This window comes from Halomarina ordinaria, assembly GCF_030553305.1.
Lineage (GTDB): Archaea > Halobacteriota > Halobacteria > Halobacteriales > Haloarculaceae > Halomarina > Halomarina ordinaria.
In genome coordinates this window covers 186,593-211,508 of the sequence record NZ_JARRAH010000003.1, presented here as the reverse complement: position 1 = coordinate 211,508, position 24,916 = coordinate 186,593, and the positions used below count along the sequence as shown (strand labels likewise).

At 69.7% G+C, this 24,916-nt stretch carries 22 protein-coding genes and 1 pseudogene; 10 read left to right on the top strand and 13 right to left on the bottom strand.

From position 1 onward, the window contains the following. Positions 1-32 precede the first annotated feature (32 nt). Both P1Y20_RS16980 and P1Y20_RS16975 read left to right on the top strand, forming a co-directional pair. Complete coding sequence (locus P1Y20_RS16980; RefSeq protein WP_304449899.1) at positions 33-1,205, top strand: MFS transporter; 1,173 nt, start codon at positions 33-35, stop codon at positions 1,203-1,205. 33 nt (positions 1,206-1,238) lie between these two features. Further along, positions 1,239-2,297: a zinc-dependent alcohol dehydrogenase family protein gene (locus tag P1Y20_RS16975; protein ID WP_304449898.1), complete on the top strand. Its 1,059-nt coding sequence runs from the start codon at positions 1,239-1,241 to the stop codon at positions 2,295-2,297. A gap of 1 nt (position 2,298) precedes the next feature. Here P1Y20_RS16975 and P1Y20_RS16970 read toward each other — a convergent pair whose 3' ends face one another. The 3 genes from P1Y20_RS16970 to P1Y20_RS16960 form a co-directional block, all read right to left on the bottom strand. After that, positions 2,299-3,210, bottom strand: a complete 912-nt coding sequence (locus tag P1Y20_RS16970) for an MBL fold metallo-hydrolase (protein WP_304449897.1) — start codon at positions 3,208-3,210, stop codon at positions 2,299-2,301. Between the two features lie 67 nt (positions 3,211-3,277). Beyond that, positions 3,278-5,881, bottom strand: coding sequence for a heavy metal translocating P-type ATPase (locus P1Y20_RS16965; RefSeq protein ID WP_304449896.1), 2,604 nt, complete (start codon positions 5,879-5,881; stop codon positions 3,278-3,280). Positions 5,882-5,947: 66 nt separating this feature from the next. Beyond that, positions 5,948-6,757 (bottom strand): hypothetical protein, encoded by an 810-nt coding sequence (locus P1Y20_RS16960; RefSeq protein ID WP_304449895.1) that lies wholly within the window; start codon positions 6,755-6,757, stop codon positions 5,948-5,950. Positions 6,758-6,867: 110 nt separating this feature from the next. On the opposite strand from P1Y20_RS16960, the gene P1Y20_RS16955 reads away from it, so the two are divergent. Continuing rightward, positions 6,868-7,791 carry a hypothetical protein gene (locus tag P1Y20_RS16955; protein WP_304449894.1) on the top strand — a complete coding sequence of 308 codons (924 nt, stop codon included), beginning with the start codon at positions 6,868-6,870 and terminating at the stop codon, positions 7,789-7,791. A gap of 346 nt (positions 7,792-8,137) precedes the next feature. Here P1Y20_RS16955 and P1Y20_RS16950 read toward each other — a convergent pair whose 3' ends face one another. From P1Y20_RS16950 to P1Y20_RS16935, 4 genes are all read right to left on the bottom strand, one after another. Further along, the gene (locus P1Y20_RS16950; RefSeq protein ID WP_304449893.1) at positions 8,138-9,574 is read right to left on the bottom strand and encodes an MATE family efflux transporter; all 1,437 of its coding nucleotides are present in this window, start codon (positions 9,572-9,574) and stop codon (positions 8,138-8,140) included. Between the two features lie 203 nt (positions 9,575-9,777). Then, entirely contained in the window at positions 9,778-11,208 is a 1,431-nt protein-coding gene (locus P1Y20_RS16945; RefSeq protein ID WP_304449892.1) for an aldehyde dehydrogenase family protein, read from the bottom strand. A 331-nt stretch (positions 11,209-11,539) separates the two neighbouring features. Continuing rightward, positions 11,540-11,749, bottom strand: a complete 210-nt coding sequence (locus P1Y20_RS16940) for a hypothetical protein (RefSeq protein WP_304449891.1) — start codon at positions 11,747-11,749, stop codon at positions 11,540-11,542. Between the two features lie 73 nt (positions 11,750-11,822). Continuing rightward, positions 11,823-12,800, bottom strand: a complete 978-nt coding sequence (locus tag P1Y20_RS16935; protein WP_304449890.1) for an aldo/keto reductase — start codon at positions 12,798-12,800, stop codon at positions 11,823-11,825. Between the two features lie 170 nt (positions 12,801-12,970). Between P1Y20_RS16935 and P1Y20_RS16930 the strand changes: the two genes are divergently transcribed. The 3 genes and pseudogenes from P1Y20_RS16930 to P1Y20_RS16920 form a co-directional block, all read left to right on the top strand. Then, the gene (locus P1Y20_RS16930) at positions 12,971-14,371 is read left to right on the top strand and encodes an MATE family efflux transporter (RefSeq protein WP_304449889.1); all 1,401 of its coding nucleotides are present in this window, start codon (positions 12,971-12,973) and stop codon (positions 14,369-14,371) included. 194 nt (positions 14,372-14,565) lie between these two features. Further along, positions 14,566-14,796 (top strand): hypothetical protein, encoded by a 231-nt coding sequence (locus tag P1Y20_RS16925; protein WP_304449888.1) that lies wholly within the window; start codon positions 14,566-14,568, stop codon positions 14,794-14,796. 72 nt (positions 14,797-14,868) lie between these two features. After that, positions 14,869-15,231, top strand: a pseudogene (locus P1Y20_RS16920) (methylglyoxal synthase); the annotation flags it as partial. Between the two features lie 103 nt (positions 15,232-15,334). Here P1Y20_RS16920 and P1Y20_RS16915 read toward each other — a convergent pair. Both P1Y20_RS16915 and P1Y20_RS16910 read right to left on the bottom strand, forming a co-directional pair. After that, positions 15,335-15,493 (bottom strand): hypothetical protein, encoded by a 159-nt coding sequence (locus P1Y20_RS16915; RefSeq protein WP_304449887.1) that lies wholly within the window; start codon positions 15,491-15,493, stop codon positions 15,335-15,337. A gap of 44 nt (positions 15,494-15,537) precedes the next feature. Continuing rightward, a complete protein-coding gene (locus P1Y20_RS16910) occupies positions 15,538-16,260 on the bottom strand; it encodes a helix-turn-helix domain-containing protein (RefSeq protein WP_304449886.1) in 723 nt (240 codons plus the stop codon). 261 nt (positions 16,261-16,521) lie between these two features. Here P1Y20_RS16910 and P1Y20_RS16905 point away from each other — a divergent pair, with 261 nt between their 5' ends. After that, the gene (locus P1Y20_RS16905; protein ID WP_304449930.1) at positions 16,522-17,469 is read left to right on the top strand and encodes a transcription initiation factor IIB; all 948 of its coding nucleotides are present in this window, start codon (positions 16,522-16,524) and stop codon (positions 17,467-17,469) included. Further along, on the top strand, positions 17,466-17,873 hold the full coding sequence (locus P1Y20_RS16900) for a hypothetical protein (RefSeq protein WP_304449885.1): 408 nt from the start codon (positions 17,466-17,468) through the stop codon (positions 17,871-17,873). Before P1Y20_RS16905 ends, P1Y20_RS16900 begins: the two co-directional genes overlap by 4 nt. A 466-nt stretch (positions 17,874-18,339) precedes the next feature. Here the strand turns inward: P1Y20_RS16900 and P1Y20_RS16895 are convergent, their stop codons facing one another. From P1Y20_RS16895 to P1Y20_RS16885, 3 genes are all read right to left on the bottom strand, one after another. After that, complete coding sequence (locus P1Y20_RS16895; RefSeq protein WP_304449884.1) at positions 18,340-19,185, bottom strand: VOC family protein; 846 nt, start codon at positions 19,183-19,185, stop codon at positions 18,340-18,342. 46 nt (positions 19,186-19,231) lie between these two features. After that, positions 19,232-19,510, bottom strand: coding sequence for a hypothetical protein (locus P1Y20_RS16890; protein WP_304449883.1), 279 nt, complete (start codon positions 19,508-19,510; stop codon positions 19,232-19,234). Positions 19,511-19,800: 290 nt separating this feature from the next. After that, positions 19,801-21,018: a Cdc6/Cdc18 family protein gene (locus tag P1Y20_RS16885; protein WP_304449882.1), complete on the bottom strand. Its 1,218-nt coding sequence runs from the start codon at positions 21,016-21,018 to the stop codon at positions 19,801-19,803. Between the two features lie 1,687 nt (positions 21,019-22,705). Here P1Y20_RS16885 and P1Y20_RS16880 point away from each other — a divergent pair. Then, entirely contained in the window at positions 22,706-23,068 is a 363-nt protein-coding gene (locus P1Y20_RS16880; protein ID WP_304449881.1) for a hypothetical protein, read from the top strand. 18 nt (positions 23,069-23,086) lie between these two features. On the opposite strand, the gene P1Y20_RS16875 is transcribed toward P1Y20_RS16880, so the two are convergent. After that, positions 23,087-23,743 carry a helix-turn-helix domain-containing protein gene (locus P1Y20_RS16875; RefSeq protein WP_304449880.1) on the bottom strand — a complete coding sequence of 219 codons (657 nt, stop codon included), beginning with the start codon at positions 23,741-23,743 and terminating at the stop codon, positions 23,087-23,089. A gap of 149 nt (positions 23,744-23,892) precedes the next feature. On the opposite strand from P1Y20_RS16875, the gene P1Y20_RS16870 reads away from it, so the two are divergent. Further along, the gene (locus tag P1Y20_RS16870) at positions 23,893-24,849 is read left to right on the top strand and encodes a TIGR03557 family F420-dependent LLM class oxidoreductase (protein WP_304449879.1); all 957 of its coding nucleotides are present in this window, start codon (positions 23,893-23,895) and stop codon (positions 24,847-24,849) included. The last annotated feature ends 67 nt before the right edge of the window (positions 24,850-24,916 follow it).

Sequence of the window (24,916 nt, the reverse complement as noted above, 5' to 3'; positions counted from 1 at the left end):
TTGGTCTCCGAGTGTGTCTCTCGGGACGTTGGATGTCCCCGCAGTACCGTCACACCGTTCTCACCCTCTGTACCCTCGCGTTCTTCGCCACGATGGTCGCCCGCCTCACCATCAGCCCCGTCCTGCCGGACATCACCGGCTGGTACGGCGTCTCCGACAGCGCCGCCGGCCTCGCGCTCACCGGCATGTGGGCGTCGTACGCCCTCACGCAGTTCCCGAGCGGCCTGCTCGGCGACCGCTTCGGCGAGCGACGCGTCATCCTGCTCGCGCTGGGGCTGACGGCGACCGCCGCGGTCCTGCTCGCGTTCGCGGGGTCGTTCGCCCTGTTCGTCCTCTTCGCCGTCGCGCTGGGCGCGGGCGCGGGGCTCCACTACAGCGTCGCCACCACCCTGCTGTCGAAGCAGTTCGACCAGCTGGGCCGGGCCATCGGCGTCCACATCGCGGGCGGGCCGCTCGCCGGGCTGGTGACGCCGGTCGTGGCCGTCGCGCTCGCCACGCGCTTCGGCTGGCGGGTGGCCGTCCTCTCGGGGGCGCTCGTCGCGCTCTCCCTGTTCGCCCTGTTCGCCCACTACGTCCGCCCGACGGCCCCGACGCACCCCGGGCGCCCCGTGCGGGCGGGACTCGACCTCGACGCGATCGGTCCCGTCCTCTCGCGCCCGGAGATACGCTACTCGGCGTTCCTCGCGGCCTGCGGCGCGTTCTCCTGGCAGGCGACCGCCTCCTTCCTCCCGACGTTCCTCATCGAGTATCGGGGGCTCACGCAGGCGTCCGCGGGCGTGCTCTTCTCGCTCTACTTCGTCGTCCACGGGGCGACCCAGCCGGTGATGGGGTGGCTCTCCGACCGCCTCACGCGCGACGCGGCCGCCGCCCTCACCATGGGCCTCGGCGTGGTGGGGTTCGGCTGGCTGGTCGCCGGGTCGTCCCTCCTCGCGGCCGTCGGCGCCGTCCTCTGTCTCGGCCCGGCGATGAGCTGGGGCGCGCCCGTCCAGTCGCGCGTCATGGACAACCTCACGCTCGCCGAGCGCGGCAGCGGGTTCGGCCTCGTCCGGACGATGTACATGAGCGTCGGCGCGCTCGGGAGCGTCGCGGTCGGGGTCGTCGCCGACACCGGCGGGTGGGCGCTCGCGTTCGTCGGCCTCGCGTTCCTCCTGCTCGTCGCGCTCGCGAGCCTCGGGGCGAACCGCCTGTTCGCGCTCGGTTACTGAACACTTTACTCCCCGCCCCGTCGAACGATGCGCATGCGCGCAGCAGTCCTGAAGGAGTACGGCGAACCGCTCGTCGTCGAGGAGGTCCCGTCGCCCGACCCCGCCCCCCACGGCGCCGTCGTCGAGGTGGAAGCCTGCGGCGTCTGTCGCTCGGACTGGCACGCCTGGATGGGCCACGGCGAGTGGGCCGACGACGCCGTCGAGCGTGGGCAGATACTCGGCCACGAACCGGTCGGCCGGGTGGTCGAGTGCGGCGACCGCGTCGAGCGCGTGCGCGTCGGCGACCGCGTCGCGCTCCCGTTCAACCTCGGCGACGGCACCTGCTCGTACTGCCTGAACGGCCGCGGCAACGTCTGTCCGAACGGGCTGGGACTGGGCTTCCACCCCGACGCCCCCGGCGCGTTCGCGGAGGAGGTCCACCTCCCGTGGGCCGATTACAACGCGATGGCGCTCCCCGAGGACGTCTCCCCGAACGCGATGGCCGCGCTCGGCTGTCGGTTCATGACCGCCTACCACGCGCTCGCCCACCGCGCGAGTCCGACCCCCGGCGACTGGGTGGCCGTCCACGGCTGCGGCGGCGTCGGCCTCTCCGCCGTCGACGTGGCGAGCGCCCTCGGCCTCCGCGTCGTCGCCGTCGACGTCCGCGAGGCGGCGCTGGAGCGCGCCCGCGACCTCGGCGCGCGCGCGACGGTGAACGCCCGCGAGGAGGGCGTGCCAGAGCGTATCAGCGCGCTGACCGACGGCGGCGCGCACGTCTCGCTCGACGCGCTCGGTCGGGCGGAGACGTGCCGGAACTCGGTGGCCTGCCTGCGACCGACGGGCGAACACGTCCAGGTGGGGCTGACGACCGACGAGGAGCGCGGGGAGGTGTCGCTGCCGACCGACCGGATGGCGATGGCGGAGCTCTCCTTTCACGGCTCGCGGGGGATGCCGCCCACGAGGTACGACGAACTGCTCGGCCTGCTCGCGGCGGGCGACGTCGACCCCGGGAGCCTGGTGAGCCGGGAGGTGTCGCTCGAGGAGGTGCCGGCGCGCCTCGCGGCGATGACCGACTACGCCACCGAGGGCGTCGAGGTCGTCACCGAGTTCTGATTCACGGTCGCTCGTCCAGGTAGTCGAGGACGCCCCGGACGTCGACGGCCGCGACGGGGCGGGCCATCGCCTCCCCCCAGGCGTCGACGCAGGGCGTCGTCCCAACGAAGTGGTCGACGACCGCCTCGTCGTCCTCGGCGTCGGCGCGCCTCGCCCTGACGGCCTCGACCCACTCGACGAGCGCGGTCCGCGCCGCGTCGAGGGCGGTCCCGGGGTCCGGGTGCGGCCCGAAGTGCGAGTACAGGAGCGTCGTCGGGTCGACGTCGCCGATGGTGTGGAGGTCCGCGAGACACTGCTCGAGGTCGAAACTCCACGGCGGCGTCGTCGCCCGGACCGCCCCGCGCTCGGGCAGCCAGACGCCGGCGGCGTCCCCGGTGAAGGTCGCGTCGTTCGCCGGGTCGTGGTACACCACCTGGTGGGGCGCGTGACCGGGCGCGTGAGCGACGCGGAGTTCGTGGTCGCCGAGGTCGACGCGCTCGCCGTCCGCGACGGGGCGGAGTCGCTCCTCGGGGACGGGTTCGGGTGACGTGTAGAACGGCCAGAGGTCGCCGACGGCCGCCTCCGTCCCCCTGACGAGGCGCTCGGGGTCGGCGAGGTGGGGCGCGCCCCGCTCGTGGACGACCACCTCGGCGTTCGGACACGCCTCGGCGAGGAACCCCACACCGCCGGCGTGGTCGAGGTGGACGTGCGTGACGGCGATCACCTCGACGGCCCTCCGGTCGATGCCCACGACGTCGAGCGCGTCGAGGACGCGGTCGTGTTCGGTGCCGAGGCCGCTCTCGACGACCGCGGGGCGCTCGGCGTCGAGCAGGTAGACCGACCCGTAGCCGGTGGTGTCGTACATCCCCGTGTCGACGAACGAGAGGTCGGTACAGTCGCCGGTCGTGACCGCCCGGACGTCTCCGATAGCCATGACGGGGGCACGGGCGAGAGCGACAACAGCGTTCCGCCGAGGGGGGACGGACCGCGTCGAGCACCCCTTACCGCCGGAGGAAGCCGAGCAGGTGGTAGTCGTGGTCGGGGGTGTAGCGACGGAACAGCAGGCTGTTGGTCAGCACGCTGACGCTCGAGAAGGCCATCGCCCCGGCGGCGAGCACCGGCTGGAGCAGGCCCAGCGAGGCCAGCGGAATCATCGCCGTGTTGTAGCCGAGCGCCCAGAAGAGGTTCTGGCGGATCTTCGCTAGCGTCCCCTCCCCGACGCGGATGGCCTTCACGACGTCCCGTGGGTCGTCGCGCATGAGCGTGACGTCGGCCGCCTCGATGGCGACGTCGGTGCCGCTGCCGAGGGCCACCCCGACGAAGGCGGTGGCGAGCGCCGGGGCGTCGTTCACCCCGTCGCCGACCATCATCGCGCGCGCGCCGTCGGCCTGGATGGCCTCGACGGCGTCGGCCTTGTCCTCGGGGAGCACCTCGGCGCGGACGAACTCGGCGGGGATACCCACCTCCTCGGCGACGGCGCGGGCGGTCCGCTCGTTGTCGCCGGTCACGAGGTGGACCGTCACGCCCCGGTCACGGAGTGTCCGCACCGCGTCCTCGGCACCCTCCTTCAGCGTGTCGGCGGCCGCGACGACCCCGACGGGTTCGTCGGCGACGGCGACGAACATGGCGGTCTTGCCCTCGCGTTCGAGGCGCTCGGCGGCCTCATCGGCCGAACGCACGTCGACGCCCGCCTCGCGCAGGAGGGTCCGGTTGCCGACCAGCACCGTCGCCTCGTCGCCGTCGAGGGCGACCGTCGCGCGGACGCCCTGGCCGGGGACGTTCTCGAAGGCCTCGACGGACGCGAGGTCGACGTCCCGCTCGCGGGCGCCGTCGACGATGGCCGCCGCCAGCGGGTGTTCGCTGTCGCGCTCGGCGGTCGCCGCGAGGCGGAGGACGGCCCGCTCGTCGAGCGCGTCTGGGACGGGCGCTTCGAGTCGCCCCCCGTCGGTCGCCGTCCCGGTGTCGGCGTTGAGCGCGACGACGTCGGTGAGGCGCATCTCCCCCTTCGTGAGGGTGCCCGTCTTGTCGAAGACGACGGTGTCGATGTCGGTGACGCGTTCGATGACGTCGCCGCCCTTGAACAGGACGCCGTTCTGCGCGCCGATGGACGTCCCCACCATCGTCGCGGCGGGCGTCGCCAGTCCCAGCGCGCAGGGACAGGCGATGAGCACCGCGCTGGCGAAGACGACGACGGCGAACTCGAACGCCGACACCGACCCGCCCGCGACGGCCGGGCCGCCGGCGACCAGCCCCCACGTCGGGAGGAAGTCGACGAGGCCGGCGAGCGCCGCGGGGAAGAGCAGCCAGACGACCCCCCAGAACAGCGCGTTGGCGATGACCGCCGGGACGAAGTAGGCGCTGATGCGGTCGGCGAGGTTCTGGATGTCGGGCTGGCGCGACTGGGCCTCCTTGACGGTGCGGACGATCTGCTGGAGCGCCGTGTCCTCGCCGACCTTCGTCGCACGGACGACGAGCGCGCCGTTCTCGTTGACCGTCGAGCCGACCACCTCGTCGCCCTCGCCCTTCTCGACGGGGACGGACTCGCCGGTGACCATCGACTCGTCGACCGCCGACTGCCCCTCGACGACGACCCCGTCGGTCGGGATGCGCTCGCCGGGGCGCACCTTCAGGCGGTCGCCGACCGCGACGTCCTCGAGGGGCACCTCGCGCTCGGTGCCGTCCTCCTCGACGACGGTGGCGGTGTCCGCCTCCAGTTCGAGCAGCGAGCGCAGCGCCTCGCCGGCTTGCCCCTTCGAGCGGGCCTCGAGGTAGTTCCCGAGGGTGATGAACACCAGGATGAGCGCCGCCGTGTCGAAGTAGAGCCCGCCGGCGACGAGTCCCACGAGGACGGCCACGGAGTAGAGGTAGGCCGTCGAGGACCCCAGCGCGATGAGCACGTCCATGTTCGCCCGGCGGTTCACGACGAGCGCCTTGTAGGAGTTGACGTAGAACGGCTTGCCGAGGACGTACTGGACGGGCGTGGCCAGCGCGAAGGCGGCCCACCCGAGCGCGACCCCCGTACCGGGAACCGTCTCCGGGAGGACGCCCGGCGCGAACAGTTCGAAGACGAGCATGACGAGCAGCGGTGCCGAGAGGGCCGCGCCGAACAGCGTCCGGGTGCGTTCTTTCCGAATCTCGTCCGTCCGGGCGCGCTCGCGGCGCTCGTCGCCGTCCCCCTCTCCCTCCTCGCGGACGGGGGTGTAGCCCGCCCGCTCGATGGCGTCGTAGAGGCGCTCGCGCGAGACGTCGTTCGGGTTGTAGGTGACCGACGCCTCGTCGGTAGCGTAGTTGACGTCGGCGCGGACGACGCCGGGGACGCCCTCGAGCGCCTCCTGGTTCGTCTCGGCGCAGTTGGCGCAGGTCATGTCGGTGATGCCGAGGCTCACCGTCTCGGCGACGGGCGCGTAGCCCGCGTCCTCGACGGCCCCGTACACCGACGCGAGCGACGTGCGCTCGGGGTCGTACTCGACGGTCCCCTCGTCGGTGGCGTAGTTGACCGACACCGACTCGACGCCGTCGAGCGCCCGCAGCGCCTGCTCGATGGTCTGCGAGCAGTTCGCACAGCTCATCCCGCTGATGTCGAGATGGGTGGTTCGGTGACTCATTGGTGGGAGATAGGGGACGACGCTTTACGCGGTTTGCGCTTTCGAAAGTGAAGATGAATAGAAATCTCACCGAACGTTCGAAAGCAGCGCGTCGGCGTCGAGCGCGAACCGTTCGGGTCGGGGACCGTCGAGGAGCCACTCGTGTCCCGACGACTGCTCTCGGGCGGCGTCCGCGAGCGGTGCGAACAGCGTCCAGCCGTCGGCGGCGTCGGGTGCGACGACGGCGAGCGGACCGCCATCGAGCAGTCGCATCGACGGGCGCAACGGAGTGTCGGAGGCGGGCCCGTCGAACGGGCGGTCGAGGACGAGCCACGAGAGCGCGTCGAGGTCCACCGCGGGGACGAGCGTCGCGGCGCTCGCGCCCGCGCTCTCGACGCGGACCGTCGGTATCGCGTCGCGTTCGACCTGGAGGGTCGGTCCCGCTCGCAGCGCGGCGGCGCGGGGCCACTCGGTCCAGGGGTCGGGCGACGACGGCCGCGAGTGGACGGGACGGCCGGCGACCAGCCAGTCGCCGTGGGTCCGATAGCGGGTCGTCCGGGCCGCGCTCGCGCTCTCGAAGCCGTTCGGACCGAGTCGGCGCCCGCCGAAGGCCGTCCAGAGTTGCTGGAGGCGGGCCGACGCCGCGTCGGGGACGCGCAGGTCAGCGGGCGAGAGCGTCGCCGCACAGACGGCCTGCGCGGCCGTCGGCACGCGGGCCGACGGCATCACGCCGGGGACCGTGAGCGCCCCGCGGACGAAGGTGGCGACCGAATCGACGCCCGCCTCGACGCGCAACTGGTCGGCCGTCGCCTCGTCGACGCCCGCGAGCGCCGTCAGCGGGTCGGACGCACGGGCGGCGCGGATCGGACGGTCTGGCGACGGACGGACCGGCAGCATCGTCCCGCCCTTTCGCGGGGACGCGCAAAGCCTTGCGGTATCCACGTCGACGGCCTCGGCCGCCGAGGAAACGGGAACCCTTATTCGATGCACATTCATCGGTCGTGATAATGCCGACACAACGACGCGGGGCGCGGGCGGCCGACGGCGGGCCGCCGGAGACCCCCGCGGGGCACGTCAAGGGCGCCATCGTGATACTGGTGCTGTTCGTCGTCCCGCTGACGCTCGTCATCGGCTTCTCCGTCGTCGCGGGACCCTCCCTGTACACGTTCCTCGACGAGAACTCGACGGAGCTCACCAACGACTCCGACGTCGACGAGAGCGCCGGCGGCGGCGGTCTGCTCGGCGGCGCCGGTGCCGGTGGCGGGGACGATGCGAACGATACCGGGGCGAACACGACCGGGGCGAACGACACCGACCGCGCCGCGGCGGGGGCGGACGCGGACGGCGGGACCGCCACGCGGACGGGGCCGGACGACGCGACCGACGACGGGGAGGGAACCGACGCCTCCACCGACGAGTCGGCTGACGACGGCGGCGAGGAGACGCCCGAGGACGCGGGGACGCCCGACGGGTCCGACGACAGCGACGGCGATGGCGACGGTGACGAGTCGACGGACGACTCCACCGACGAGTCGACGAGTGCCTCCGATGAGGGGACGTCGACGGACGACGGAACCGACGAACGCGAGCACGACGACGAGGCGACGGACGACCGGGGGACGACGGACGACAGCGACGACGACTCGTCCGGCGACGAAAACGCGACGGACGACGAGGACTCGGCCGAAGAGGACGAGACGGCGGGCGGCGGGAACGAGACGAGTGACGACAGCGACGACGGCACGTCGTCGGACGCGAACGGGTCGGACGCGAACGCGACCGACGGTGAGAGTGCGAACACCACCGACGAGAACGCTACCAGCGGGAACACCACCGACGGGAACACGACAGTGGGGAACGCTACCGACGGGAACGCGACCACGGCGAACGCGACGGCCGACGGGACCGAACCGAACGCGACCGGCGGCTGAGACCCTGTTCGAGTTTCGATTGGGTTGTTTTAAGTAGATTGTAGCGACCAGAAAACTCATTACGGACACCCCGAATGGACAATCCGTCGGCGGCACACGAACTGCGGCGCCCCGACACACCCCCCTGGTAGGCCGTGGGACGAGACCGGCCAGAGTCCCCCCCTCTGGTTCGCCGTTACCCCCCTGGCGCGTCCCGCCGCCTCCTCTCCTGCTACTGTCCTTTGCTCCCCCGACGCCGAGAGAGGGGCACGTATCGGAGCCGACGCTGCGAGGTGACGATCGTCGGTGCGACACGTGTCGCCGGAGCGGTCGCTAGACGTGTCGCCGGGGACGATGGTACCCCCACTCAGTCGTCGGCCGCGGCCGGTCGGTAGGCGCGGCTGATGGACTTCCAGCGGCCGCTCCGGTAGCGGTAGTAGACGACGGCGGCGGGGACGGCCGTCTCGAGGACGAGCGCGAGGTAGAGGGCGGTGACGCCGAGGTCGGTCGTCGTCCCGAGGGAGGCGACGGGGAGCGCGACGCCGTAGAGGCCGAGGACCTGCCCGTAGAGGGGCCAGCGGGTGTCGCCGCTCGCGCGGAGGGGCCCCGTCGCGCCGTTGGTCACGCCGTAGAAGACGACGCTGACGCAGACGGCGGAGACGAACCCGCCGACCAGCGGGACGACGGCGGGGTCGGCGACGAACAGGCGGCCGACCCAGTCGGCGACGGCGAAGACGCTCGCCGCGGCCACGAGGTAGACCGCGAGCGCGAACCGGAGGACGTCCTGTGCGTACGACGCGGCGTCGTCCTCCGCGCCGACGCCGAGCGACTGGCCGACGAGGCTGCTGGAGGCGAGGCCGAACCCCCACCCGGGCGTGTCCAGCAGGTCGCGCACCCGGAGCGCGATGACGAACGCCGCGGCGACCTCCTCCCCGAAGAGGCCGACGACGGCGAGGAAGGGGAACTGCCCGCCGATGCGCGCGAGGTTCGTCAGCACCAGGGGCGTCGCGATATCGGTCAGGTCGCGCGCGAGCGACCAGTCGAGGTGGGGACCGCGCACGTCGAGCGTGACCGGGAACGCCCCGACCAGGGGGAGGCCGCCGCGCAGGAGCCCCCACGCGAAGGCGAGCGTCACCAGCACGTTCGCGAGCACCGTCCCCATCGCCGCGCCGAAGACCCCGAGACCCAGGCCGAAGACGAGCAGCGCGTTCACGCCGACGTTGGCGACGGCCCCGCCGGCGCGCACCAGCATGGGCGTTCGCGCGTCGTCACAGCCGACGAGCGTCCGACTGGCGACGAGGTTGAGCGCGGCGAACGGGACGCCGAGGGCGACCACCCGGAGGTACGTCGCGCCGTAGGCGACCGCCGCCTCGCCGGTCCCGACGAGCGCGACGAGTTCGGTCGGGAACGCGGCGAACAGTGCCGAGACGGGGAGGGTGAGACAGAGAGCGACGACGACGCTCGCCTTCACCGACCGGTCGAGTTCGTCGAATCGGTCGGCGCCGTAGCGCTGGGAGACGAGGCTGATGGTGCCGCCGGCGACGCCGCCGCCGAGCGCGAACGCCAGCCCCCAGTAGGGGGTGGCGAAGCCGACGCCGGCGATGGCGCTCGACCCCAGCGCGAGGCCCACCATCGCGACGTCGACCGCCGACTTCGACATCCGCGCGAGGCCGGTGACCACCCGCGGCCAGGCGAGGTCGGTCGTCCGGACGACCCGCGTGCGGTCGAGGAGGCCGAGTCGCGCGAGCACCAGCCCCACCCACAGGAGCGCGCCACGGACCGGGTTCGACGGGAGCGAAGGCACGGAGGGACGGACGTACGGTCATTCGGGGGTAAACCCCTTCGGTTACGAGCACTCGGCGCAGCACCCACGCGAACAGACACGGCAGCGTAAAATTCGTTTTATAGATATTACATTAAGTTTTCAACTTTGATTTAGAGACATAGAAGGTTCTGCTCGACCTCGGCGAGCGAAACACTGGCGCGTGGGCGGTCCCGCCGCCCCACTCAGAGAACGATGCTCTTCGTCTGGACGAACGACTCGATGGTGACGCCGAGACCCTCGCGGCCGATACCGGAGGCTTTCTCGCCGCCGAAGGGGATGTCGCCGAGACCGTGGCTCGGTGCACCATTGATGCGGACCGCGCCGGCGTCGACGCGTTCGGCCACCCGGAGCGCGCGGTCGTAGTCGCTCGTGAAGACGGCGGCGTCGAGCGCGAGGTCGCCGCCGTTGGCCAGCGCGAGTGCCTCCGCCTCGTCCGCGAAGGGGACGAGGGCGACGACGGGACCGAACTGCTCCTCGTGGACGATGCGGGCGTCGTGGGGGACGTTCGTCAGCAGGGTGGGTTCGAAGTGTGCGCCGTCGCGCTCGCCGCCGCGGACGAGCGTCGCGCCGCGGGCGACGGCGTCCTCGACGAGTTCCTCGACCCACTCGGCCTGCGACTCGTCGATGAGCGGGCCGAGCGCGGTCCCCTCGTCGAAGAGGTCGCCGAGCTGCCAGTCGTCCATCGCCGCGTCGACGCGGGCGGCGAGGCCGTCGTGGACGTCCTCGTGGACGAGGGCGCGGCTCACCGCCGAGCAGCGCTGGCCGGCGTACTTGAGCGACCCCTTCGCGCAGGCGGCGGCCGCCGCCTCGACGTCCGCGTCGGGGAACACGACTGCGGGGGCGTTCCCCCCGAGTTCCATGTGCAGGTGGACCATCCCGCTCGCGCGCGCGACGTGCTCGCCGGCGCCCGACGACCCGGTCATGGCGATGGCGTCGACCCGGGCGTCGCTCACGAGTTCGTCGCCGACCTCGCTGCTGCGCCCCGAGACGTAGTTGAGCGCGCCGTCGGGGAGCCCCACCTCCTCGACGATTTCGGCGAGGAGGCGGGCGCTGACTGGCGTCTGGCTCGCCGGCTTGAGGACGACGCTGTTACCGGCGGCGAGCGCCGGGGCGACCTGCAGCGCCGTCGTCGCCAGCGGGTAGTTGTACGGCGCGATACAGAGCACCGTCCCGACGGGGACCGGTTTGACGAGCGCGCGCCACCCCTCGTGGCCCTCGGTCGTCCCCTCGCGGTACTCGCCCTGCAGCGAACGCGCCTCCTCGACCGCGCGCCGGAAGCGCTCCGTGGCCGCGTCCACCTCGTTGCGGGCGCTGGCGATGGGCTTGCCCGCCTCGCGGACGATGGTGTCGGCGAGGCGGTCACGGCGCGCCTCGATGCCGTCGGCGATGGCGGCCAGCCACTCCGCGCGCTGGACGATGGTGCTCTCGCGCATCGCCTCGGCCCCGCGCTCGGCGGCCGTCAGCGCCGCGTCCGCCTGTTCGGCGCTCGCGGCTCCGACCGTCGCGAACGTCCCCCCGTCCGCGAGGTCCCGCACCGTGAGCGTTCCCTCCGCCGGTACCCACTCCCCACCGACGTAGAGGCGGTCGAAGGACTCGACGTGTCTCGTAGCCATGTCTGTGAGTAACAGCCGGTTGGATAAATATTTTACTCAATATCGAATAAATAGTTCGAGGGTCGGACGGTCACGGGCGTCGGTGGCGTCCGCCCGGGAAGCGATATTATATCGACGTGAAATTAATAAATTCATAAAGTATTTCAGTGATAACTACCAAGGGGTAGTCGTTGGATACCACCCCCAACACCCCCCTCGGGCGTCGTTCCCCCCCACGACTCCCACGCTTTTCAACGATGGTAGCGCCTCGCTACCGAGACGGGAGGAAGCGACGACGGACGGAGCGGCCGCTCCCCGGACGGCGAGTCGGTCGGAGAAGGTGGCCGCCGCGCTAGCGCGCCGGCGACTCGGGACCGCCCATCGCGTCGAGCAGGTGCTTGAACAGGCCGCCCAGACAGCCGAGCGTGAACAGGAGCATCAGGGCGGCGGTGACCGTCAGCGGGATGAGGCCGGTCATCCAGACGGCGAGCACTGCGACCGCGCCGATCGCGCCGACCCCGAACAGGAGGAAGCCGACGTCCTCTAGGAGCGCCTCGAACATACCTCGAACGTGGAACGAGGTCCGTATTATCGGTTCTGTTCCCGGCCGGCCGCGGTCGGCGGGTCCAGCGCGCTCACGTATCGCCGATGTCGGGGTTCCAGACGGGGGTTATCGGGGCTTGCAGGCGGTCGCGGTCGGCCGCCGAGAGGTCGACGTCGAACGCGCCGAGGGCGTCCGCCAGGTGCTCCTCCGTGCGCGGGCCGACGATGGGCGCGTCGACGACGTCCGACCCGAGCAGCCACGCGAGGCTCACCTGCGTCGGCGTGGCGCCCTCGCGCTCTGCGACGTCGCGCACGGCGTCGAGGACCGCCCAGTTCTCCTCGGTGAAGCGCTTGTCCATGAACTCGTCGTCGGCCGCGCGGCCGTGCTCGCGCGACCCGCCGCGCTCGTACTTCCCCGTGAGGAAGCCGCCGGCCAGCGGCGACCACGGGACGACGCCGACGTCCTGGTCGCGACAGAGCGGCAGGACGTTCGCCTCCTCGTGGCGGTCGACGAGGTTGTACTCCGCCTGCATCGAGACGAAGCGCTCTCCCCCCTCGCGGTCGGCCGTGAACAGCGCCTTCGCGAACTGCCAGGCCGCCATCGTGCTCGCCCCCACGTAGCGGACCACGCCCGTCTCCACGAGGTGGGTGAGCGCCGCGAGCGTCTCCTCTATCGGCGTCTCGTCGTCCCAGCGGTGTATCTGGTAGAGGTCGATGTAGTCGGTGTCGAGGCGGTCGAGGCTCGCGTGCGCCTGGTCGATGATGTGCTTGCGCGACAGCCCCTGTCCGTTCGGACCGTCGAACATCGGGCCGTACACCTTCGTGGCGATAACGCACTCCTCCCGGTCGTAGCTCGAGAGCGCCTCCCCCAGGATGGCCTCGCTCTCGCCGTGCGAGTAGATGTTCGCCGTGTCGAAGAAGTTGATGCCGGCGTCGAGCGCACGTTCGACGAGGGCGATACTCGCCTCGCGGTCGTTCATCATCCACGGCTCGCCGCTCCCGAAGTTCATGCAGCCGAGGCAGAGTCGGGACACCTCCAGTCCGGTCGAACCGAGTCGCGTGTACTCCATACGCCGTGACTCACGCCGTGGGGTGTAAGCGTCTTCGGCCCCGCCGACGCGGGCCGTGCACGAGAACCACACGCACGGGAGCGACAGCTACAAACGGGTCTCCGACCCAGTACTGTCGTGTTCCCCGGACCTCCACGTATCGCCGCCGATTCGGGTCGCCGGACCGGCCGATGAGGCGACTGTTCCCCCGGCGGGACGAGTTCGACCTCACCGACGGCGACATCGGCCGTCCTCTCCTCTACCTCTCGCTCCCGCTGGTCGTCTCGAACCTGCTCCAGACGGCGTACAACCTCGCCGACACCTTCTGGCTCGGGCAGTACGGCACGGAGGAGCTGGCGGCCATCACGTTCGCCTTCCCGCTCGTCTGGCTGTTCATCTCCCTCGGCCTGGGGCTGTCGGTGGCGGGCGCCATCCTCGTCGCACAGCACACCGGTGCCGACGACCCCGAGGCGGCGTCGTTCGCGGCGGGACAGACCCTCACGGCGACGTTCCTCGTCTCGGCGATGCTCGGCGTCGCCACCTACTTCCTCGTCGACCCGGTGCTCGCGCTGCTCGGCGCGAGCGACGCGGTCCGGCCGCTGGCGACGGGGTACATGCGACTCATCGGGCTGGCGATGCCGCTGCTGTTCGGGTTCAGCGTCTTCGTCTCGCTGATGCGCGGCTACGGCGACACCGTGACGCCGATGGTCGTCATGTTCGGCACCGTCGTGCTGAACATGGCGCTCGACCCCGTGTTCATCTTCGGGTGGGGGCCGGTCCCGGAACTCGGCATCGTCGGCGCCGCCTACGCGACGGTCGGTGCGCGGGCCCTCGCCATGGCCGTCGGCCTGTGGATACTGTTCCGGGGGGCGCAGGGACCCCAGCTGAAGGGGTGGCAGCTGCGCCCACACCTCCCCACCTTCGGGCGCCTCGCCCGCCTCGGCCTCCCCGCCTCGTTCGACGGGATGGGCAGCGCCATCTCCGTCAACCTGATGCTCGCCGTCGTGTCGCTGTTCGCGACGCCCGTCGTCGCCGGCTACGGCATCGCCGTCCGCATCTTCTCCCTCGTGTTCCTCCCGGCGATAGCGGTCGAACAGGGCGTCGAGACGATGACCGGCCAGAACATCGGTGCCGGCAAGCCCGACCGGGCCGCCCGCACCGCCGCCGTCGCCGCCCGGACGATGGGTGTCGCGCTCTCGGCGCTCGGCGTCGTCGTCTGGGTCGCCGCCCAGCCCATCGCCTCGGTGTTCTCCGGCGACCCCGAGGTGGTCGCCGTCGCCGTCGAGTTCCTCCGCGTGGTCGCCGTCTCGTTCGGCGGCATCGGTATCGCGCGCGCCTACACCGGCGCCTTCCGCGGCGCGGGCAAGACGCTCAACGCGGCCGTCGTCTCCATCGTCGTCCTCGGGGTGTTGCGCCTCCCCATCGCCGTCGCCGGCGCGTTCGCCATCGGTCGCGTCGGCATCTGGGTCGGCTTCGCCGTCTCGAACCTGCTGGGTGCGCTCCTCGCCTACGGCTGGTACCGCCGGGGGACGTGGCGCGGGGGGACGGTGACCGGCGACCGGGCGGCCGTCGATACGCTCGCGGAGGACTGACCACGCGAGGAGGCTCGTGACAACGGAAAGTCACTACACGGTGTATTGACCGAATTACGACGCGTATAACGGTCGAGACGGTCGTTCCGTGGGATTTCAAAGGGCCCATTTGAGTGCGATGGCGTCGCGTATGCCATTCCTTACCAGCGGAACTATCTCCTCGAATTAAGCCACCTTCTGTCTACGTGAACAGTATGTCCCTCGACTTCGACCCCGGTGCCACCTCCCGCGACCGACCACGACTGGTCGTGACCAACCGCGACGAACCCGAGGTCCCCTCGGAGGACGTCGTCGACGTGGGCGTGGGCGCGCACCTCCGACGGACCGTCCGCGGCGTCTTCGGCTCCCGACGCATCGTCGGCACCGGCCACGGCATCACCTTCACGCGCGCGACGTACCCCCCCGAACCGCCCCGCGAGGAGTGACCCCCCTCGCTCGCCGACGGACGCGTCGCTCGCGACACGCACACTCTTGTCACACCGGGCGGTAGCCAGGGTATGCCACGCATCGCGCTCATCGCCCACGACGAGAAGAAACCGGACCTCGTCGCGTTCGCGAACGAACACGCGGAGACGTTCGCCCAGTGCGACCTCATCGCCACCGGGACCACCGGCAAGCGTCTCGACGAGGAGACCGAGTTGACCGTCGAGCCGATGGCCTCCGGGCCGCTCGGCGGCGACATGATGATCGGCGGGGAGGTGGCGCGGGACGCCCTCGACGGCATCGTCTTCCTGCGCGACCCGCTGCGCGCCCAGCCCCACGAACCGGACATCACGGCCCTGTTGCGCATCTGTGACGTCCACGACACGCCGCTCGCGACGAACCTCGCGAGCGCCGCCTACCTCGTCGCCGGACTGGCGCGCGCCGTCGGGACCGACGCGGGCGACGTGACGGAGGTCGAGACGGCCGACTCGGCGGTCGACCAGTTCGGGACCGAGGAGGGAGACGAGACCGAGTGAGCGCTCAGGCCGACGCGTCGGCGTCGACGGTGTCGGTGTCGACCCCCTCCTCGTCGAGCACCTGGGGCTTGCCGAGCGGGAGCGCGCCGAACAGCGCGTAGTGGACGCCGAAGAGGACGGCGACGGTCAGGAACAGCGCGGCGAGGAGCCGTTTCGGGTTCATACTTTCGGGGAGGAGCGCACGCCCCAAGAGCGTACCGCTCGGGCTCAGGGTTCGAGGCACTCGGCGACGAAGTTGTTGGCGAGCCAGGACTCCGCGCGCTGGAGGCGGTACTGTAGCGTCGACTGGGGGACGTCGATGCGCTCGGCGATCTCGTTGAGGTTCGCCTCCCGCGGGGTGGCGTAGTAGCCGTGGGCGACGGCGACCTCGAGCGCCTCGCGCTGTTCGTAGGGGAGGTCGGCGATGGAGATGGCTTCGTCGCCCCAGTGGGTGGGCGAACGGAGGTGCGAGAGCGACACCGTCACCCCCTCCGGGTACGCCCCCTGCAGCGCGTCGAAGAGCCGCCCCACGTTCGCGTCCTTTCGGACGAGGACGCGCCAGGTGTAGCCGTCGCCGCGGCGCAGCGCCTCGTAGAGGACGCCGTCGCCGAGGTGCTCGGCGGCGAGCGACGGCAGGGAGGGACAGCGGTCGATGTCGGTCCGGTAGGTGTAGTAGGTACAGCTCGTGGCGTCGCGCGAGAGCACCTCGTGCTCGCGGTGGGAGGGACAGCCCGCCCCGGGGCACTCGTTGCACTGTTCGGGGTCGAGCGCGCACGCCTCGATGGCGTCGACGGCCGGTTCCGGCCCGGTCATCCGGTCGACGCGCCACATCGAGTCGTCGCTGACCACGCACGCGATGGTCTTCGACATCGCGTCCGGGTGCTCGATGAAGACGTCCGAGAGCGCCCCCGCACCCGTGGGGTACTCGACGGTGAACACGTACTCCTTCACGAGCCTCAATTCGGCTCATACCAAGTAACTGTTTCGTCGGGCGCGTACCTGACGTGCTCGTTCGGTTCCGAATCAGTCGACGTCTCGTCCACGAACGACGGGTCGAGATACGGCAATCGGTGGCACGACACCGTGCATCGTTCGTGAACATTGGTATTGACCAACTCAAACTATACGGAGGCTGGCTGTGTCCTCCACAGTGAGGAAAGCGAGGCGTCGGGACGGCTCCCGGCGGTGGTCTACGTGCAAACAGTACACCGAATCAATCGGGACGACGGGACGGAGCGACACCGAGCGGGTGAACACGAGGCGGAGGCGTGTCCGGAGTGCGGCGGACGACTGGTCGCCGACGCGGAGCGGGGCGAACGCGCCTGCACCGAGTGCGGCCTCGTGGTCGAGGAAGGGAGCATCGACCGCGGCCCGGAGTGGCGCGCGTTCGACTCGGCCGAACGGGACCAGAAGTCGCGCGTCGGCGCCCCCACTTCGGAGATGATGCACGACAAGGGGCTCTCGACGAACATCGACTGGCAGAACCGCGACGCCAACGGGAACGCCCTTTCCTCGCGCCAGCGCCAGAAGATGCAGCGGCTGCGCACGTGGAACGAGCGCTTCCGCACCCGCGACTCCAAGGAGCGCAACCTCAAGCAGGCGCTCGGGGAAATCGACCGCATGGCCAGCGCCCTCGGCCTCCCCGAGAACGTCAGGGAGACCGCCAGCGTCATCTACCGCCGCGCGCTCGACGCGGGCCTCCTGCCCGGCCGGTCCATCGAGGGCGTCGCGACCGGCGCGCTCTACGCCGCCAGTCGCCTCGCCGGCGTCCCGCGTTCGACGGGTGACCTCGCGGCGGTCAGCCGCGTCGAACGACTGGAGTTCGAGCGGACCTACCGCTACCTCCTGCGCGAACTCGAACTCGGCGTGCCGCCGGCCGACCCGAGCGACTACCTCCCGCGGGTGGCGAGCGACGTCGGCGTCTCGAACGAGACCGAACAGACCGCCCGGCGAGTGCTGGCGGCGGGCATCGACGAGGGCGTCCACGTCGGGAAGACCCCCGTCGGCCTCGCGGCCGCCGCCGTCTACGCCGCCGGCCTGCTCACCGGCGCGGAGCTCACACAGGCGGACATCACCGACGTCGTCGACGTGAGCGCGGTGACCATCCGCAACCGCTACCGCGAACTGCTGGAAGCCGCCCACGAGCACGGGGTGGCGTGACGGTGCGGTCGAACGGCGACGGCGGCCCCCTCGGGTGTCACGACTGCGGCCACGACTACGCCTACATCGGGGTCGACCCCCACCCCGGGTACTGTCCGGCCTGCGGGTCGCGCGCCGTCTCGCCCGCCGGCGCGGTCCGACTGCACCGACACGACCTGGAGGCCGCCGCGCCACCCGGCGGCGAAGTCCACGTCACCGCCACCGACGAGAGCGGTCGCGACTTCCGCTACGGGTTCCGCCTGCTGGACCGACACCACGCCACACTCGTCTCGGTTCGCGTCGCCGGACGACCGGTCCGACGGCCGCCTCAGGGCTGGTCGACCGACCTCCTCCCGCCAGTCGTGCGCGAGGTCCTCGACGAGAACGGCCTCTCGTCGACCGGGGCGGCCGAGTCGCTCGACTGAGGTCGGGCGTCGAACCAGAAGACCCATTGCGAACTCGGGGCGACCCCGGCACGTCGGCCACGGGGACGAGGTACGGCCGACGACCGGCCGCTCGAGGCGAGCGGTCGACTCCCGACGAACTGGCACGCACTCAGACTCGGTACGGGGCGGCCGCTCGCCGCCCCGGGGTGCACGACCGCCGCGACACACGCGACCCCGCGACCTCGCGACGGACCCGTCGGGCACGCTGACTCACACCGTTTCCGACCTGAAACCACCGGCTAACCAAACCACAGCGGGTCATAGCTGGGATACCGGTGAAACGGCGTTCCCCGACGCACACCGGCAACCACCGTGGATGCATCCCCACCTGCATTCCTTTTCGAGGACAGTCACCACCGAACCGCGAGCGTCGGCGTCATGTACCGGTGAGTGAGGCGCGGACGAGGTGAGGCGATACAGGCTGCCGGGACAGGCCGGAGAGGGCCTACGGGGTCCGGAGTTTGAGGCCCACCCCGTCGGGGGCTCGTACGTCGAGGCCGCCGTCGACGGGGTCCACGGCGACGTCGTCGGCCGCGAGTCGGCGTTCGACCGCGTCGAGCGTCGCCGGCGGGACGAGCAGTTCGAACCAGTCGAGTCCGCGACCCGTGCGTGGGACCGACCGGCCGTTCCACGTGTTGAGTCCGATATGGTGGTGGTAGTCGCCGGCGGCGACGAACAGCGCCTCGTCGCCGTAGCGCTGGCGGACCCGCAGACCGAGCGCGTCGACGTAGAACGCGCGGGCCGACGCGAGCGACGTGACCTCGAGGTGGACGTGCCCTACGTCCGTCCCCGCCGGTACGACGGCCGCGGGCGTGTCGGCGGCGGCCGAGAGCGCCTCGAGGTCCAGCGGGAGCGTCGACATCCGGACGGAGCCGTCGGGCGCGTGGGGCCACTCCGTCCGGGGCCGGTCGCGGTACACCTCGATGCCGTTTCCCTCCGGGTCGGTGAGGTAGAGCGCCTCGCTCACCTCGTGGTCCGAGGCACCGTCGAGGCGCCACTCGTCACGGACGCGTGCGAGCGCGGCGGCGAGCGCGGCGCGCGAGGGGACGCGAAACGCCGTGTGGAAGAGGCCCGCCTCGTCGTCCCCCCGTGGCGAGTCGTCGGGGGCGGCGACCAGTTCCAGCAGTGGCGCGTCGCCGGCGCCGAGCGTGGCCCGGTCGTCGTGGCGGGTCAGGACGTCGAGGCCGACGACGGTCCGGTAGAACGCGGTCAGGCGGTCGAGGTCGGCGACCCGGAGCGCGACGCGGCCGACGCGCGTCTCCGGGGGCAGGTCGGATGGGGTGTCGGTCATACCCCGGAGTAGTGCGACCGTGCTGATAAACGTAGAGCGGTCGCGCTCAGTCCATCGGGGTCGGTCGCTTCGGGGCGTCGTAGACGAGCGTGTCGGTCAGGACGTGGACCCGCCGACCGTAGCTGTTGTAGACGTTGAGACTTCGGCGGTCGGGGATGTAGAGGGCGTATCCCCGCGGCGGGCCGCCCTCGATGGAGTAGAGGACGCTCCCGACTCCGCCGTGGGCGTCGGGACGGGCGACCCGGACGATTCGCTGCTCGCACCCTGCGGGGTTGCAGTGACGACGGAGCAGGTCGAACACGTCGGCCTCTGAGAGTTCGTCCATCTCCCGACCGTTCGGGGAGTGTTGGGATGGACGTTCGGCAAGCACGTGACGGGTCGGTGGCGAGTCGAAGCGAGCGGCGGACACGAGAGCGTCGAGGACGAGGAGGGGAGAACGACGTAGCGAAAGAGGAGGGGCGTGGATAATGAGGAGAGACGGGAAGTAGGGAGAGAAATGGGGGGAGTGAGGGAAGACGGAAAGTAGGGAGAGAAATAGGGGAGTGGGGAGAGACGGAAAGTAGGAGAAGAGACGGAAAGTAGGAGAAGAGACGTGAGAAGTGGGTAGCGGGCGACTCAGACGGTCGTGTTCCGGCACGCCGAGATGACGAGGTCGGGGTCGTCGACGAGGCGGTTGACCATCCGGTTGCCCTTCCCGCGGCCCTCCCACTGGCGTTGCTGTTCGATGACCGAGAGGAACTCGAGTTCCGAGAGCAGGTCGCGGACGCGCCGACGTTTCAGCGGTTCGGACTGCTCGCGCTTGCAGACCTGCTTGTACATCTCGTAGACGTCGTTCGAGGCGACGTCGACCTCGGTGGCGTCGGTGTCCTCGCCCGCCGTCTGCACGGTGAGGTACGCGAGCGCGAGGAGGACGTACTTCGAGTGGGGGGTCGCCTTCGAGATGAGTTCCGAGAGGCGGTTCTGCTCCTCGCGCTCCTGGGCGTGCCGGACGTGGTCCTCCATCACCCGGTCTGCGCCCTCGTCCTCGGCGATCTCGCCGGCGTAGCGCAGGATGTCGATGGCCTTGCGCGCGTCGCCGTGTTCCCGCGCCGCGAGCGCCGCGACACGGGGGACGACCGAATCGTCGAGCACGCCGCGCTTGAACGCGTCGCGACGCGACGCGAGGATGTCCTGGAGTTGCTGGGCGTCGTAGGGCGGGAAGACGAACTCGCGCTCGCAGAGGCTCGACTTCACCCGCTCGTTGAGGCTGTCCTTGTACCGGACCTTGTTGCTGATGCCGATGATGCCGAGCGTGCTGTCGTCGAGTTTGCCGGATTCGACGGCGCGCGAGAGTTGCATGAGGATGTCGTCGCTGTCGAGTTTGTCGATCTCGTCGAGAATGACGACGGCCACGTCGTGCCGGGCGTCGAGGATGGTCCAGAGGCGCTTGTAGTACTCGGAGGTGCTGAGCCCGGAGGCGGGAATCGAGACGTCGGTCTCGGCGGGCCGGTTCAACTGGTCCGCGATGGACTGGACGGCCTGCGTCTCGGTGGTGTCCTGCAGACAGTCGACGTAGGCGGTCCCGACGCTCACGTCGTTCTGGTCGGCCGTCTCGACGAGCTGTCGGGTGATGAACTTCGAGCAGAGCGACTTTCCCGTCCCCGTCTTCCCGTAGACGAAGACGTTGTTCGGGGTGTACCCCTTCGTCGCCTGCTTCAGCGCGTTCGCGAGGTTGTCGAGTTCCTCGCTGCGACCGATGATCCGGTCGCCGTCCGGCAGGTGCGTGACCTGGAGGAGTTCCTTGTTCCGGAAGATGGGGTCGAAGCCATCGAAGTAGTTTTTCGAACCCGACATTGCCGTTGTACGTCGCCTCTCTGTGAAAGGGTATCAACCTTCCTATCGCGACACCCCACGTTGCCGCTGTAACGGGGACCCCGGTACCGCTGTATCCACACCGCGTTGCCGCTGTAAGGGGCACCACGTTGCCGCTGTATTCGGTTCCCGATTCGTTGAATACCCTGTTGAAGCCAGCGTAGGAACGTTTGCCGGTGACATCCCGAACGCTCGTCGGAGGCCTGGAAAGTATTGCCGACCGCGTTTCCGGAGTACACTCACCGTGGTGCCGCTGTAACGGTCACCACGGTACCGCTGTAATCGTCACTACGCTGCCGCTGTAAGTGGGTCGAGCCCTCGGTGTCCGGACCCCCGAGACGTCGACAACGAGACGGGGATATCACACGGGAACGGAAAAATCGGTGAAGGACCGTCAGGAGCGAGACGAGGAAACCATTGGAGGAGGAGCGAGACGACGGCCACGAGAGTGACGGTGTCAGACGGAGGTCAGACACCCCGCATTGCCGCTGTAAGACCAGGTTAGAGACGGTGTGTGGTCCGAGAGAGGCAATCGACCGGTGTGGCGACGATGTCCGGACAGTGCCGTCGACGCCGTTCCGGTCTCACACTCACGACACTCACGATCTCATGACTCTCACGACTCTCACGACCTTCACGGCATTCTCGACGACTTGGGGGCCGCGCCGGGGACGCGTGCAACCGTCACGACTCGAACGGACGAGAGACGTCGAGTACACCGAGTGAATCGAGACGAACAGAGCGTCGGACCGACCTCGGACGCGACGCGATGAGCTGATGTCGCACCGACATGATATCCGGAGCTCGTCGTGTTAACGAATAGCACTGAGACACACACCCCACGTTGCCGCTGTAAGTCTGCGAAGGAGGGGTGGAAGAGAAGCGCTGCCGGTGGTGTAGGATTCGGTGAACGAGCGCGAGAACCACCGCAGATGACGTGATTCGGCGAGAGAGGACGAACCGCTACTTCGACTGGACACTTCGTAACTACCGTTACTACGTAAGTTACTGTAACTTACTTAGTGGACTATTAGCACTATTACTATTTATAGATTTGCTTGTGTACGTTTCTCCGTTCTAGTCGTATGAGTTCGTATGAGCGTTTTGGCGTGCCCGTCGTCACGATGGCGTGCGGCCCCACTTTCACCGTCCGATCCGAACGGCGACGTCCTCATCGCCGCTCTCGCCCTCTCTCCTCGTTCCTTCGGTCGAATTCCTCAGAGACAGAACTGCCGATTCTAGAACCGTCGACCCCTCTCCCTCCGACTTACAGCGGCAACGTGGGGTGTGTGTGTCCGTCGTTTCTCGCTCTGGGTCGTTTCCCACTTTGGGTGGTCTCTCTTTCGTTCTCGTGCTCCCACACCCGCGCCTCCTCCCTCCGACTTACAGCGGCAACGTGGGGTGTGGGGGTAGTGACGAGTGATGAGTGACGAGTGACGAGCAACGAGCGATGAGCGTAGTTCGGGGTCGACGTCCGTGACTCTCGACCGACTCCGGCGGCGAACCGTTCCATCGTCCCTCACCTCAGAGGACCGAACGAGAACGTTCGAGAGACGACGGCTCCGTGCCGACACTACACCCTGATGACTTTCTCTCGCGATTGATTGTCTGACACGTGCAGGACGTACGCCTGACTGACATTTATGTATCGCCGCGTCGCATCCCCCGTATGGTGGGTCGAACGCGTCGGGACGAGCGGGGTACTCCGGACGATGGGAGGGAGGCGGTGGTGGTGACGGACGGGGGCGTGGACATCGAGTTGCTCGTCGCCGACGAGTCGGAGGAGACGCCGTCCGTCGAGTCCGGCACGCGCGTCGACGTCGTGGTGAATGGGCGGATGTACCCGACGGCGAAACTCGCCGACGGCCGGTACGTGGCGTGGTGGTTCGACACGGCCGCCCCCGACCCGGAGTCGTCGGTGAACACGGAGTGGGTGGCGGCTCCGACGCGGTTCCTCGCCGCGGCTACTATCGGTGAACTGTGGGACGACCCGGCGTCGCTCCACGCGCTCGCGCGGTCGACACAGTCCTGACGGTCGGTGCTCGTCCGGTCACTCCTCGCCGGGGCTGGCCCGGAGCGTGTTCCTGATGAGCGCGCGGTGGCCCCGCCGGAGGCGTTCGGAGAGCGCCTGGTGCGAGAGACCGAGGTCCGCCGCGAGCTCGTTCAACTCGGCGCGGCGAGGGACGGAGAAGTACCCCTGCTCGAAGGCAGTCGCCAGCGCCTCGTACTGTTCGTCGGTCAACCCGTAGAGCCCGGAGGGTTCGCCCTCCATCACCTGGATGGAGCGGACCTCGAAGGTGAGTCCCTGCGACTCACAGAAGTCGTGGGTCTTCGACAGCGAGTCGCGGGTCGGATAGAGCACCTTGAACTCCCAGCTGTCGCCCTCACTCCGGGCGTTCAGGATGGTCGCCCGGGAGTTAGTCACCATCTGGACCACGAGCTGTACCTGTCCGGTCCAGTCCATCTGGCAGAGGAGTTCGTCGTCGAACTCCGCGAGGACGTCGACGTTGTCGGTGCTCGGGTCCTCCTCGAGGGCCTGTCGAATCGCCTCCGTGTCCGACCCCCGCGCCCAAACGAGGGGCATCACCACGTCGTCGCCGGTCTCGACGATCTGTTCGGTCTCGAACTCCACCTCCGGAACCGTCGAGAGGGTGTGATGGAGCGCGAACTCCTCGGCTGGGATACGCGCGTTGACTATCGTCGTCATATGAACGACTGGACCGATGCCACGGACCCGTATAGTTCTCCCGTGTCCGCCCGCGTGCGGAAGACGCCGGCAGTCACACGCCTGCAGTACACTTAGACTGACGTCAGGAGAAGCGCTACGGACCGGTCTCGACGACCGGCCGTTCGACTATGACACACATCGGCTACACACTCTCCAGTGAGGAACACGAACCGAACGACCTCGTCGACCACGCCCGTCGCGCGGAGGAGACGGGCTTCGACTTCGTCTCCGTCTCCGACCACTACCACCCGTGGGTGAGCGCCCAGGGTCACTCCCCGTTCGTCTGGGGGACGCTCGGCGGGGTCGCGGCGGCGACCGAGGCGGTGGACGTCGGCGTCGGCGTCGCGGCACCCATCATGCGGATGCACCCCGCCGTCTACGCGCAGGCGGCGGCCACCGCCGCGGCGATGTTCGACGGCCGGGAGTTCTTCTTCGGCGTCGGCACCGGCGAGAACCTCAACGAACACGTCCTCGGGGACCACTGGCCCGAACACGCCGTCCGACTGGAGATGCTCGAGGAGGCCGTCGCGGTCATCAGGAAGCTGTGGAGCGGCGAGGAGGTGAGCCACCACGGCGAGCACTACACCGTCGAGAACGCCCGCCTGTTCACGCTCCCCGAGGAGGAACCACCCATCTGCGTGTCCGCCTACGGCGACCGGACCGCCCGGTCGGCAGCCGAGATGGGCGACGGCTTCTGGTCGGTGGGTCCCCAGGAGACCCTCGAGACGTGGGCGGACCACGGCGGGGAGGGCCCGCGGTTCTGTCAGCTCCACGCCTGCGTCGCCGAGGACGACGAGACGGGCGTCCGCACCGCCCACGAGCAGTGGCCCAACTCCGGGCTCCCGGGCGAACTGAGCTCCGTCCTCCCGACGCCCGCCTTCTTCGAGCAGGCGACGCAGATGGTCTCGGCGGACGACATCCGCGAGGGGAGCATCATGACCGGGCCCGACGCCCAGCAGCACATCGACAGCATCCAGACGGCCATCGACGCCGGCTACGACCACGTCTACGTCCACCAGATCGGCGACGACCAGGAGGCGGTCTTCGACCTCTACCGCGAGGAGGTCCTCCCCTCGTTCTCCTGACGGCGACGCGCCGAACAGACACGAGACAAAACATTCTCTATTTCGAGAAAGTATTTACCACCCTGTC

Bases quoted from the DNA above. Each gene is read 5' to 3' on its own strand.
- P1Y20_RS16980 (WP_304449899.1), top strand. From the start codon at position 33: ATGTCCCCGCAGTACCGTCACACCGTTCTCACCCTCTGTACCCTCGCG.
- P1Y20_RS16975 (WP_304449898.1), top strand. From the start codon at position 1,239: ATGCGCGCAGCAGTCCTGAAGGAGTACGGCGAACCGCTCGTCGTCGAG.
- P1Y20_RS16970 (WP_304449897.1), bottom strand. From the start codon at position 3,210: ATGGCTATCGGAGACGTCCGGGCGGTCACGACCGGCGACTGTACCGAC.
- P1Y20_RS16965 (WP_304449896.1), bottom strand. From the start codon at position 5,881: ATGAGTCACCGAACCACCCATCTCGACATCAGCGGGATGAGCTGTGCG.
- P1Y20_RS16960 (WP_304449895.1), bottom strand. From the start codon at position 6,757: ATGCTGCCGGTCCGTCCGTCGCCAGACCGTCCGATCCGCGCCGCCCGT.
- P1Y20_RS16955 (WP_304449894.1), top strand. From the start codon at position 6,868: ATGCCGACACAACGACGCGGGGCGCGGGCGGCCGACGGCGGGCCGCCG.
- P1Y20_RS16945 (WP_304449892.1), bottom strand. From the start codon at position 11,208: ATGGCTACGAGACACGTCGAGTCCTTCGACCGCCTCTACGTCGGTGGG.
- P1Y20_RS16940 (WP_304449891.1), bottom strand. From the start codon at position 11,749: ATGTTCGAGGCGCTCCTAGAGGACGTCGGCTTCCTCCTGTTCGGGGTC.
- P1Y20_RS16935 (WP_304449890.1), bottom strand. From the start codon at position 12,800: ATGGAGTACACGCGACTCGGTTCGACCGGACTGGAGGTGTCCCGACTC.
- P1Y20_RS16930 (WP_304449889.1), top strand. From the start codon at position 12,971: ATGAGGCGACTGTTCCCCCGGCGGGACGAGTTCGACCTCACCGACGGC.
- P1Y20_RS16925 (WP_304449888.1), top strand. From the start codon at position 14,566: ATGTCCCTCGACTTCGACCCCGGTGCCACCTCCCGCGACCGACCACGA.
- P1Y20_RS16915 (WP_304449887.1), bottom strand. From the start codon at position 15,493: ATGAACCCGAAACGGCTCCTCGCCGCGCTGTTCCTGACCGTCGCCGTC.
- P1Y20_RS16895 (WP_304449884.1), bottom strand. From the start codon at position 19,185: ATGACCGACACCCCATCCGACCTGCCCCCGGAGACGCGCGTCGGCCGC.
- P1Y20_RS16890 (WP_304449883.1), bottom strand. From the start codon at position 19,510: ATGGACGAACTCTCAGAGGCCGACGTGTTCGACCTGCTCCGTCGTCAC.
- P1Y20_RS16885 (WP_304449882.1), bottom strand. From the start codon at position 21,018: ATGTCGGGTTCGAAAAACTACTTCGATGGCTTCGACCCCATCTTCCGG.
- P1Y20_RS16880 (WP_304449881.1), top strand. From the start codon at position 22,706: ATGGTGGGTCGAACGCGTCGGGACGAGCGGGGTACTCCGGACGATGGG.
- P1Y20_RS16875 (WP_304449880.1), bottom strand. From the start codon at position 23,743: ATGACGACGATAGTCAACGCGCGTATCCCAGCCGAGGAGTTCGCGCTC.
- P1Y20_RS16870 (WP_304449879.1), top strand. From the start codon at position 23,893: ATGACACACATCGGCTACACACTCTCCAGTGAGGAACACGAACCGAAC.